Consider the following 12153-nt stretch of genomic DNA (forward strand, 5'->3'; position numbering starts at 1 on the left):
TTATCCCAGACGGGACTTTGAAATGAAGACTCTGTATTATATAGTCAATTGTACAATGCCAGATTGTGAATACAAGGGCGATTTGACCTGTCACACTGCTGTCACAGGTCGATAAAATCGTCTGGGGTGTCAAAGCCGGCTTTCATGATGGTGAACGGCCATTTTGTCGGTTCGGTTCAACAGTGAGACCGCTTTTATCCTGCTTTTTGCGTAACTATTTCTCAATTGTCACCTCATTTCTAAAAGAAATCAGATCCAAGAATGCTGACTCATGTGAAGCTGTTCATCAAAAGGTATAAAGATGATCTTTTTGTCATCGCCGCCGGAGCAGGCATGCTCTACTTTGCGACTCTTGATAGAGATCTGGGCTGGTTCTGGAATACTGCCGGATTTATTATTCTGATCTGGGGAATCGCTACCTTATGTATGAATTTACGTTCTGGAGAAAACCAGAAACAAAATGGTAGCAACGCGGACGCTTAATCCACTAAAATCAACAGGAAAGTATGTACGAATACCGTCTCACCAACCTCCTCCCTGCCGATCCATAGAAACGCACATGTCTTTAATAAAATTGTACATTCGAAACTGGTTCTGTCTGCTTTGCCTGGTCCCTGTGCTTCAGAATTCTCTCTTAGCGGGCGACTGGCCTATGTGGCGCTATGATGCAGGTCACACCGCATCCTCTCCCGACGAACTGCCTGAAGAGCTGGCTCCGATCTGGTCCCGCTCGTTTGGTGCACGCGAACAGGTATGGGATGATACGCTCAATAATGACCTGATGACGTATGACAAAATTCTGGAGCCGGTGGTGTTCGGCAAACAGATGTATGTCGGCTTTAATGATGCGGATAAACTGCTTGCATTGGATACAGAGACCGGTAAGACAATCTGGACGTTTTTCGCAGAAGGCCCCATCCGGTTTTCACCTGTTGCGACAGAATCGCGAGTCTACCTGGTCAGTGATGATGGTTTTTTATACTGCCTGGATTCCGGAACAGGTCAACTGGTCTGGAAGTTCCGGGGGGCACCAGGGGCACAAAAGGCCCTGGGCAACAAACGAGTCATTTCAGCCTGGCCAGCGCGAGGGGGGCCTGTTCTCTATGATGACACGGTCTACTTTGCGGCAAGTATCTGGCCTTTTATGGGCACGTTTATCTACGCACTGGATGCAGAGACCGGAAATGTCAACTGGGTGAATGATTCAACCAGCGCCGATTATATCAAACAACCTCACAGTGCGCCTTCCTTCGCTGGCGTTGCTCCCCAGGGGACTCTGGTGGCAACAGAAGATCTACTGCTGGTTCCCGGCGGTCGATCTGTTCCCGCTGCGTTGGATCGTAAAACAGGAACACTCAAATATTTTCATCTGGGCGGCAAAGGCAACGGAGGCTCATTTGTGATCGCCGGCCAGAAAGAGTTCTTTGTGCATACCCGTTACCGCGGCGTGCGTGCGTACAACCTGGAAACGGGTTTACCAAATCTGTTTGTTTATAATGAACCGGTACTGCACGACGGGCTGATCTATTCAGCAATGGTGAAAGACAAAAAAAAACTGATTCAAGCCAGCAAAGCCACTCACCAGCCACTCTGGTCCATCTCCGCCGATGGTCAGGGAGATCTCATCCGCGCCGGCAAACGACTCTATGCAGCCGGAGAAAATAAATTATCAGCAATCCAGCTTCCCGCTGATCCTGACAAAAAACCAGAAGTTGCCTGGGAACAATCGGTTCCCCAGGGAATCCTGCGTTTACTGGCGGCTGATGATAAGTTGTTTGCTGTCACTTTAAACGGAGACATCCTGGCATTTGGTTCTTCCGGCAAGAGTAAGAAACAGGATCATTCGGAACCGTTAGTGCTGTCTGAGCCTGATCCTCAGGCGTTGCAACTGGCCAATGCACTCCTTGCTGAGGCACAATCGAATCAAGGATATGCGATGTGCTATGGAGCAGAGAATCAGGCATTGATTGATGCCCTGTTGTTGAACTCAAAACTACAACTGATTGTGATTGAAGAAAACAGCGACAAAATTGCCCGTTTAAGAGCCAGGTATGATGCTTTGAGATTCTACGGCTCGCGAATTTCTATTCATGAGGGAACTCCCGTTTCTTACCAGGCGCCTCAGTATATTGCACGCTTGACTTTGCTCAGTAACGACTTTGCCCAAGCTTTGAATGCGGAACAATTACAGCAGATTTATCGTTCCGTTCGTCCCTACGGCGGTGTGATCTGGATCCCTGATGCCGACCAGGAGCTGGCTGAAAAGCTCAATCGTCTGTTGCAGGAATCCGATCTGGCACAGGCACAGCTGAAAACGACTGCCAACGGTCACTTGATTTCTCGAGAGGGAGCCCTGCCCGATTCTGCGGACTGGACCCACCAGTATGGCGACATCGCCAATACAGTCAAATCGAATGACAAGCGTGTGAAGCTTCCACTGGGAGTTCTCTGGTTTGGTGGAAATTCACACGAGGACATCTTACCCCGCCACGGTCACGGCCCTCCCGAACAGGTGATCGGCGGACGAACCTTCCTGGAAGGGATGAACAGTCTTAGTGCCCGTGATGTCTACACGGGTCAGGTTCTCTGGCGGAGAGAATTCGAAGATCTGGGAACATTTGGGATTTACTTCAACTCTACCTATGAAGACACTCCTCTCAGTACTCAATACAACCAGCGCCACATTCCGGGGGCGAATGCCCGGGGAACAAATTACATTGCAACTGCCGATGAAGTCTATCTGGCGATGCAGCACGAATGTCATGTATTAGATACGAGAGATGGCGCTACAAAACGCATTATCAAGCTGCCTGATTCTCGCAAGGAATGGGCCTTCATCGCCGTCTACGATGACATCCTTTTGGCCGGAAACGGGTTCGGTCATTTTGGAAAACAGGTTGATGAAAAACCGGGAAAAGATGGACCAGTTGCGGCAGACCTTTCCGCCAGCCAGGGATTAATCGCCTATGATCGTCATTCCGGTGAGATCCTCTGGCAGGCAGATGCGATTCATTCTTTTCTGCATAACGCCATCGTGGCAGGCAAAAACCGGATCTACTGCCTGGATAAATTACCTGCCAGCGCCGAGAAAAAACTATCGCGGCGCGGGCTCGTTGATCCTTCAAAATATCGTATTGTCTGTTTCGATATACGATCCGGTAAAGAGCTCTGGTCGACCCGTCAAAGTATATTTGGTTCCTGGCTCGGATATTCCGAAAAACACGACCTGCTGTTGCAGGCAGGAGCACGGGCGAAAGACCGGCTCAGTGATGAAATCGGACAGGGAATGATTGCCTACAATGCGAATGATGGCTCCATCCGCTGGCAAAATCAGAAACGGAAATATACCGGTCCCTGTGTCCTGCATAACGACCTGATTATCACTTCGGCAAATTCTTATGAAGTCTCAGGAGGCGCATTCAATATTCTGGATGGCTCTCCCTATACCATTACCAATCCGATTACTCAGCAACAAGAAACGCTTAAATTCACACGCAGCTATGGCTGCAATTATGTGATTGCCAGTGAAAACCTGTTGACATTTCGTTCTGGGGCTGCCGGTTTTTATGACCTGCAATCCCAGAGTGGAACCGGAAACTTCGGAGGATTCAAATCAAGCTGCACGTCGAATCTGGTTGTAGCAAACGGCGTACTGAACGCCCCTGATTACACACGCACCTGTAGCTGTTCCTATCAGAACCAGACCTCGCTTGCATTAATTCATATGCCGGAGATTGAATTCTGGACGACCAGCCAGTTAGGCAGCGATGCAAAGTCTGCAGGGATAGTCAAACAGGCCGGTATCAATTTTGGAGCACCCGGTGATCGAAGTTCAGAAAACGGTACTCTCTGGCTGGACTACCCCAGCGTCGGCGGACGGTCACCTGATTTGAAAGTAACTGTTTCCAACAAAAAACATGAGTTGTTTCGCCATCACGCTTTGAAAGTTCAGAGTTCTTCAGGAAGCGATGGGATGAACTGGGTCGCTGCCTCCGGAATCATTAATCCACAGAAAATCACAATCGCAATTCAACAGGAGACCAATGCCCCCCCACTCCCTGGCATTCCCATCGCCGGTGTAGAGGATGATGCGGAAGAAGATTCTAAAGGACAGGTCAAACTTCATAGCAGCGATCTGGAACTGGGACTGGATGCGGGTGATCCTCAAGTCGTCGGACTGCGTTTTTCGGAGATTCCCCTCTCAGCCAGCGATCAGCTGGAGTCGGCCTGGATTCAGTTTACCGTGGATGAGACTGGAAAATCGCCATCACAATTAAAAATCGAAGCAGAAGCATCAGCGAATCCACAACCGTTTGTAGAATCAAAGCGGAACCTCTCTTCCCGCAAGCGGACCAAAACAAATATCACATGGTCTCCCCCTGCCTGGACCAAATTGGATGCGCATGGAGCAGGTCAGGCCACCCCCGATCTGAAAAAGCTGCTTCAGGAAGTGCTGTCTCAGCCAGGCTGGTCCAAAGGAGGATCTGTCTGTTTTCTGATCACAGGAACGGGGACCCGCATTGCCCGCTCCTATAAGGGGGCCTCATCTGGCTCCGCACGCCTTGTATTAAAGATGAAGGCAGATACCTCCGAGCAAAAAGATCTGGAATCTAAACAGTCTCCTGCAGCTGATACAAAACATTACACAGTCAAACTGACTTTTACGGAGCCAGACGAAAAAGTAGCAGCCGGCCAAAGATTGTTTCACATCAATCTACAGGGAAAGCACGTGCAGAACTCATTGGATATCCGAAAACAGACTGAGCGGGCCATGCGGAGCCTGGTTTTGCAATTCGATGAAGTGGCGGTTCAGGATCGAATCGAACTGGAACTGGTACCGGCTGACAACTCAAGATATTTACCGGTCATTTCCGGAATTGAACTGATCAATGAAAACTGAGTCCGTACGAAGAGTCAGGATGGAATAGAGGCTTCTGACTTTTCCGAAACCCAGTCTTTCAACTGAAGCTGCACACTTTCGAAACCGCGAAAACGATTAATGCCAGGGGCAAAGCTGATTGAAAACGGCCCGCCATCTTCATCCATTTGAGTGGCCCATTCCCCTTTTCCGAAGGCAATGGCACGTATTTTGGTATTATGCTGCTGGAAGACGAGTGAAAGATGGCGGCCGCCTTCCCCCATCGTACGTGGCGGTTCAGCCAGTTGCACGCGTGTTGCCACAAATTGAGGTCGCGGGTTCTCCTGGCCAAAGGGACCCAGGCAATCCAGTTCACGTACCGCCTGTTTGGTAATTTCATTCAGACAGACTTCCGCATCAATGCGGACGAGCAGTTCGTCTTCGGAAGGCTTAGGCGCATCGGCCGCATATTCTGCAAATGCCTGCCGAAAATTTTCGATTTTATCTTCTTCAATTTTGAGGCCTGCTGCAGCCTGGTGACCACCATAGCGGACCAGATGTGCCGAACACGAGGAAAAACCTGCATGGAGATCAAATCCGGCAAAAGATCGTGCGGAACCTTGCCCGGTGCGTGTGGTCGCATCCAGGGCTATCAATACTGTCGGTTTTTCAAAATGCTCCGAAACCCGATTCGCAACAATACCAATGACTCCGGGATGCCAGTCTGCATGCGCAAGTACCAGCGTGTGATGCTCTTCCCATTCCGCATTTTCTTCGACCATTTCCTTGGCCTGTTTGAAAATGCGTCGTTCTACCGTCCGGCGATTTTTATTGAGTTCATCAAGATACGCAGCCAACTGAGAGGCACGATCCTGGTTACTGGTGGTCAACAGTTCGACTGCCAGGCGGGCCTGTCCCAGGCGACCGGCGGCATTCAGACGAGGTGCGATCGCGAACCCGATGTCTTCTGTATCCAGCATCTGCCCCGCTTTGATTTCTGCAACTTTCATCAATTCCTGTAATCCCAGCGGCGCCCGTTCTGCCAGTGCACTCAGCCCGTAGCGGACCAGGATCCGGTTCTCGCCCACCAAAGGCACGACATCAGCGATCGTACCGATGGCCGCCAGTCCGACGGCACACTTGAGATATTCTCGCATCTGCGGCGATGCTTTCTGACCATCTCCCAGTTTCTGACAGACCGCCCACGCCAGTTTTAAAGCCACACCAGCTCCGCAAAGATGGGGGAACTCGTAATCACTGTCAGGAAGTCGCGGATGGACCAGGCAGTCTGCTGCCGGTAATTCATCCGCCATCTGATGGTGATCGGTAATAATCAGTTCCAGGCCCAGTTCCCGAGCCAGAGCAGCTTCCTGCACACTGGTAATTCCACAGTCGACCGTGATCAGCAATCGCTGCGGGTCTTCCTCGTGCAACTGTCGAATCGCGTCACAGTTTAAGCCATATCCATCATCGAGTCGGTTGGGAATGAAGTAGTCACACTTTCCATTTGCCAGCGTGATGCATTGCAGAAGAATGCTGGTTGCCGTCATTCCGTCTACATCATAATCGCCATAGATGGTGATGCGACGTTTGTCTTTGAGCGCGGCGACAATTCGATCCGAGGCGGTTTCGACGCCAGGCATGGAACCGGGTTCCAGCAACTCGGTCATCCGGGCATCAATAAAGCTTCGCGCAGCGGCAGCGTCCTGAAGTCCTCGGGCAATCAAGACCTGCGCCAGTAAGGGCGAGATTCGCATTTCAGAACTGAGGCGGCGTACCTGTGATTCATCATGGGGGGCAAAACGCCAGTTTTGAGTCATCCCTGCTCTCGATTCAATGCTTAAAGTTCAAAATCAGAAGTACAGCGCTTATCAATTAAAACAGAGTCGTGTCCGCCTGTCAAAACAGCAGGTTTCTCTAAAAGTACAAAAAGTGAGACTGTTTGTTTGGATTCAGAGAGATCGAACCTGAATTGCCCGAACTTTGTCTGTGCAGAAAGCAGGATAGCAGCATAATCGGCTCAATCGAACTGATCATCAAGGTAGAAATCGGAGATAACAGTGACCTGACTTGTCGGGACCCTGCTTCCTGACTAAACTGTGGGCTGCTATCGATTTCACGATACTTCTGTAACTGATTGAAATACGAATTAAGGTTTTGGGATGAAACACGTTCTTTCTGCTCTTGTAATGAATCAACCGGGTGTACTGGCCCATATTTCGGGGATGCTCGCCTCGCGCGCCTTCAATATCGAGAGCCTGGCCGTCGGCGAAACTGAAGAACCTGAATTTTCCCGAATTACTTTTGTCGTAGGTGATTACAGCAAGCTCGATCAGGTCCGAAAACAACTGGAAAAGCTGGTCACTGTTGTGAAAGTGGTTGACTTTTCCGGTCAGGATTTTGTGGAACGTGACCTGATGTTGATGAAAGTCTCGGCACCTGGCAAAACACGATCAGAAATTCGTGAATTAGTCGAAATTTTCCGTGCGAAAATCGTTGACGTGAGCACTGAAAACGTGATGATCGAAATCTCCGGTCAGGAATCTAAAATCAATGCATTCATTGATGTTATGCGACCGTTTGGAATACTGGAGATCGTACGTACAGGACGAATTGCCCTGTTACGTTCAGAAACAGTGAAAGCAGATGTGGATTCAGAGACTGTGGAAACAGTTTAAATCGTCCACCAGAACAAACTACGCAAGCTGTAAATGACGGTTGCATTGTTCTCTCCGGGCAGGATGTTGTTTCTCAAAAAGCAACAACTGATGGCCCAAGTTCCCATAGAAGTAGATCTGGTTCTGCTTCTCTCAGCCTTACATGAAAATAACAAGAGATCAGGATTATGGCAGTAACAATTTATTACGATGACGACGCAGATTTGTCTTTGTTGAAAGACAAGACGATTGCCATTCTTGGCTACGGAAGCCAGGGACATGCACAGGCGCAAAACCTTCGCGACAGTGGCTGCAATGTCATTATTGGGCAGCGCAAAGGGAGCGAAAACTACGATCTGGCCGTCAGCCATGGTTTCGAACCAGTCTCGATCGCAGAAGCAACAAAACAAGGCGATCTGATTAACATCCTGCTGCCAGACGAAGTTCAAGGCGACCTCTACAAAACAGAAATTCTGCCGAACCTCAGCAAGGGGAACCTCCTGCTCTGCTCACATGGTTTCAACATTCATTTTAATCAGGTTGTTCCACCAGTTGGTGTTGATGCTGCTCTGGTTGCTCCTAAAGGACCTGGCCATCTGGTACGCAGCGAATACGTCAAAGGGGGCGGTGTTCCCTCTCTGATTGCTCTGGTTGATGGCGCCGCTGAAAGTACCCGCCAGCTCGCTTTAGCTTACGCCAAAGGTATTGGTGGTACACGTGGTGGTGTGATTGAAACCTCATTCGCGGAAGAAACAGAAACAGACCTCTTCGGTGAGCAGGTTGTACTCTGCGGTGGTGTCAGTGAACTGGTCAAAGCCGGCTTTGACACTCTGGTGGAAGCCGGATATCAGCCAGAAATGGCTTACTTCGAATGTATGCATGAGCTGAAACTGATCGTGGACCTGTTCTACGAAGGTGGTTTGAACTACATGCGGTACAGTGTTTCCAATACAGCCGAGTACGGCGACTACTCCAGTGGCCCCCGGATTATCACCGATGAAACTCGCCAGGAAATGAAGAAGATCCTGACTGAGATCCAGACTGGTGAATTCGCGAAGAACTGGTTGCTGGAAAACAAAGCAAATCAGGCTTCATTCAAAGCCATTCGACGCCTGAATCGACAACATCCGATTGAAACCGTTGGAAAAGAACTTCGCCGCATGATGAGCTGGATTGATTCCAAAGAAGTTTAATCCATTCAGTAGATAACACATAACTGGAAACGTGGTAGAAGCTTATGAAGTTTCTATCACGTTTTTTTATGGATTAAATCATCCACATGATTGTGATAACATTTCCAGCACGACTTGTCTTTACCATTGCTGAGTCATATAAAAAAAGAGAACCACTTTTCATTCACCGGGAAACAGAACATGTCTTCATCACTGCCTCTGCACTCGCAGCATCAGCGAACTTATCATGACAATAAGTTTGTCTATCCGGTGCTTTCCCGCCGCAGTAAGGGGATTTCGATTGGAATCAATCTGAATCCCGATAAGATCTGCAACTTCGACTGCATCTACTGTCAGGTAGATCGCCGTGAAGAATCAGAAACCCGCTTTGTCGGCACCGAACAGTTGATGCAGGAACTGGATCACATGCTGAAGTTTGTGCTCAGTGGTGAAATTTATCAGGACCCGAAGTTTTCGGAAGTTCCAGCAGAATTACGGCGTTTGAATGACATCGCCTTTTCAGGTGACGGAGAACCGACCACTTACCGCAACTTCGATCAGATCGTCAAACAAGTGGCAGCGTTGAAACGGAAGCACTCTGCGTCTGAAGTGAAAATGGTGCTGATCAGCAATGCCAGTATGTTTCATCGTGCGAGTACGCAGGCAGCCCTGGCGATTTTTGATGAAAACCAGGGAGAAATCTGGGCCAAACTCGATGCGGGGACGGAAGACTATTTCAAGACGATTGATCGCACGAAAATCCGCTTCTCCCAGGTTCTTGATAACCTGCATCTGGCAGCAGAGCAGCGTCCCATTGTGATTCAGAGCCTGTTTATGCTGGTGAATCAGCAGCCACCATCAAACGAGGAAATTGACGCGTACTGTTCCCGACTGAATGATATTGTTCAAGCTGGCGGGCAAATCAAGCTGGTGCAGGTTTATACTATCGCCAGGCGTACTGCTGAAGAGTATGTTGCTTCGCTCAGTACCACACAAGTTGATGAAATCGCACACAAAGTGGCTGAGCAGACAAAGCTACCTGTCGAAGTCTATTACGGAAACGCCGACTGACAGAGAAGCGCTCTCTGTCAGTCATCTGGCGATGCGAGCGCAAATTCGTTACTCGTCCAGTTGGACTGGCTCGAGATCTTTCGTGTTCCGTTCAATTGCCAGCACAATCGTCTGCTGACGACGCTTGTTGGACGACGTGTTTACGGCTGGAATCACTTGTCTGCCATTAGGCAGGCTCAACCGCAGTGCGAAGCGTCCTTCTTTACTGACCGGGATCTTTTCGCCCAGCAAAGTGACTTCTGCGTGTGGATCCGAAGTACCATGGATCAGCAGTTCCGTTTCAACGTGGAACTCTTTTTTGGCTTTCTTACTCTTCGAACCGTTTGAATCGCCATTCGAATCCAGTGTTAATGGCAGAGATAATCGGGAAATCGGAGTCCCGTTGTTCTCATTCCGTGAAGTATAACGACGCGAACGTGTTGCAGAATAATTACTGTCGAGAGCACGTTTGGTTTTACTTCCTTTCTCACAGACTTCGGGCATTGGTGGGGTCAGTTTATGCGAGTAAACCAGCCCGAAGAATTTATTCTGGGGAGTGACAAAACCCAGCTGCAGTTTGTATGAACGAGCCGGCTGATCGATCTGAACATACCACAAACCGGAATCGATCTTGATCTCAACATCTTTAACATAAGCTTTACTGGTGCGGCTGTTTTCATTCGTTGTGATATCGTACACACGGATCACAGGAACCGCCTGGTACCAGTAGGCACCCAATGCTGCTTTTGCCCGGTCTAGACTTCCCTGGGTAATCGTCCAGTTGGCCAGTAACCAGTGGGAATCTTTGACTTGTGCATTGAGCTTCGTTTCAACTGATTCAGAAGTCGGATGCATTTTGTCGCTGAGAGATGTATGACCGTTCGACTTGAGCAGTTTTTGAATGCGAGCCTGATGCTCCGAGGGAGTCTGGCTGGATGCACTTTGAGAAGGGAAAGCAGGAACAGAAGCAGGTCTGGTAGCCTCTGCAGGCGGGGATTTTGGTGTTGTGGTAGTTGCTTTGGGTTTGGATTTTGATTTTGCCAGCTTTATTTTGGCAATGGCCTTAACCAACTCCTGCTTTCGCATGCCATGCCAACCGGCGATACCATGAGATTTTGCAGTGGCAGCTAAATCACGACGAGTTTGACTCTCGAGGGACTTTAGAATCGTTGGGGACATTAGGAATGACTCCCAAATATCAATCAAAACACTGGTCGGTGTCTTAATTTTGCTTCAGTCATCCATGACACTCGGGTTCAAGTTTTAGCACATCTGCCCCGTTCCAGCACATTCAGCCAGTCGTCTGAGATGAAAAGTCCTTTATTTCCGACGACCGGAATGCGATGAACAATATGTAAACGTCAAATCTAAATTTCGACCAGGACGCTACTCTCCTCAGAACAGAAAGCCACTAGGTAGTTATTCTCATTTTCAGGAACTATAAGCAGTTAAGTAATAGCTGTTAAAGTAATCCTGGTGCCACAACAATGGACGTCTAAACAGGTTGCAAACTCGGTTTAATGCTCTGAAAACCAATTTTACAGGTGAATGTCTGCCACAGATCCAATGCCACCTACGACAGGCTGACGTATGAATCATTATTGAAACATGAGCCTAGTTTTACCACGAGAGACTATAAAAAGCAACTATCGGAGCATTCTGATTTGTGAAGATTCATTCAGCATGGCGCTGTATCACACTGCTATCATTGTATTTATAATTTTAGCCTCATCAAAAATTCATCGACCTCACTTCCAGGGAATCTGCAGCGGCTCGCACTGTCCTTCTGACACCAACACTTAGATAACCCCACAGAAAGGCGGGCAGAATATAGGAATCGAATTGAACAGTAGGGCAGAAACCTCAAACGGAATCACTTACTTTGACCTTTAAGTCTGATTTTGATTCCTATGACTAATAGGTCCTGATCGGCGTCGATGTCAATAATGAGAAAAATGGTTTTCAAGTAATTCCAATGGTGAGTTCTTTGACTATCCGGGACATTGCCTTTAGAGTCTGTTTCTAATCTGTTTGTTTAACATGAACTGACAGATGCTCTGTAACGTATTTCGCGTTAATGCTTCATTTCTGAAAGCAGCTACCATGCCGCGACCAGATCGGCAGACTCGCTCGTCATTAGCGGAAGCCCATCAGTGGGTCAGTAAATTGACATCAGTGAGTCTCGAAATGGCACTGCCTGCTTTTCTGGGACATTGGCTCGATGGAAAATGGGATACTACCCCATGGCTGACAGCAGTGGGTGCCCTGCTCGGTTTTGTTACCGGCATGACACATTTACTGCATATGGCTAAAGAAGCGGAGCGTAAAGAACGAAAGAGTAAAGATCGATCAAAGGATGAAGCCGATGAAACGATCACAAACAACTGATATCAATGACTGTGAACGACCAGATCCA

Annotated in this window: 8 protein-coding genes; 6 read left to right on the forward strand and 2 right to left on the reverse strand. The window is 48.7% G+C overall.

From position 1 onward, the window contains the following. The first annotated feature begins 273 nt into the window (after positions 1-273). Positions 274-483 (forward strand): hypothetical protein, encoded by a 210-nt coding sequence (locus GmarT_RS14725; protein ID WP_149302915.1) that lies wholly within the window; start codon positions 274-276, stop codon positions 481-483. A gap of 76 nt (positions 484-559) precedes the next feature. Beyond that, positions 560-4900: an outer membrane protein assembly factor BamB family protein gene (locus GmarT_RS14730; protein ID WP_187782292.1), complete on the forward strand. Its 4341-nt coding sequence runs from the start codon at positions 560-562 to the stop codon at positions 4898-4900. A gap of 14 nt (positions 4901-4914) precedes the next feature. Here GmarT_RS14730 and recJ read toward each other — a convergent pair whose 3' ends face one another. Continuing rightward, positions 4915-6678 (reverse strand): single-stranded-DNA-specific exonuclease RecJ, encoded by a 1764-nt coding sequence (recJ, locus tag GmarT_RS14735; protein ID WP_002643753.1) that lies wholly within the window; start codon positions 6676-6678, stop codon positions 4915-4917. 342 nt (positions 6679-7020) lie between these two features. On the opposite strand from recJ, the gene ilvN reads away from it, so the two are divergent. The 3 genes from ilvN (at position 7021) to GmarT_RS14750 (ending at position 9758) form a co-directional block, all read left to right on the forward strand. After that, complete coding sequence (gene ilvN / locus GmarT_RS14740; protein ID WP_044235966.1) at positions 7021-7536, forward strand: acetolactate synthase small subunit; 516 nt, start codon at positions 7021-7023, stop codon at positions 7534-7536. Positions 7537-7703: 167 nt separating this feature from the next. Beyond that, entirely contained in the window at positions 7704-8708 is a 1005-nt protein-coding gene (gene ilvC / locus GmarT_RS14745) for a ketol-acid reductoisomerase (protein ID WP_002643751.1), read from the forward strand. A 180-nt stretch (positions 8709-8888) separates the two neighbouring features. Then, positions 8889-9758 (forward strand): radical SAM protein, encoded by an 870-nt coding sequence (locus tag GmarT_RS14750; RefSeq protein WP_002643750.1) that lies wholly within the window; start codon positions 8889-8891, stop codon positions 9756-9758. A 48-nt stretch (positions 9759-9806) separates the two neighbouring features. On the opposite strand, the gene GmarT_RS14755 is transcribed toward GmarT_RS14750, so the two are convergent. Then, positions 9807-10916, reverse strand: coding sequence for a DUF4912 domain-containing protein (locus GmarT_RS14755; RefSeq protein ID WP_081459361.1), 1110 nt, complete (start codon positions 10914-10916; stop codon positions 9807-9809). 924 nt (positions 10917-11840) lie between these two features. Here GmarT_RS14755 and GmarT_RS14760 point away from each other — a divergent pair. Further along, positions 11841-12125, forward strand: coding sequence for an AtpZ/AtpI family protein (locus GmarT_RS14760; RefSeq protein ID WP_044235963.1), 285 nt, complete (start codon positions 11841-11843; stop codon positions 12123-12125). The last annotated feature ends 28 nt before the right edge of the window (positions 12126-12153 follow it).

Origin of the sequence: Gimesia maris, assembly GCF_008298035.1 — a bacterium.
Lineage (GTDB): Bacteria > Planctomycetota > Planctomycetia > Planctomycetales > Planctomycetaceae > Gimesia > Gimesia maris.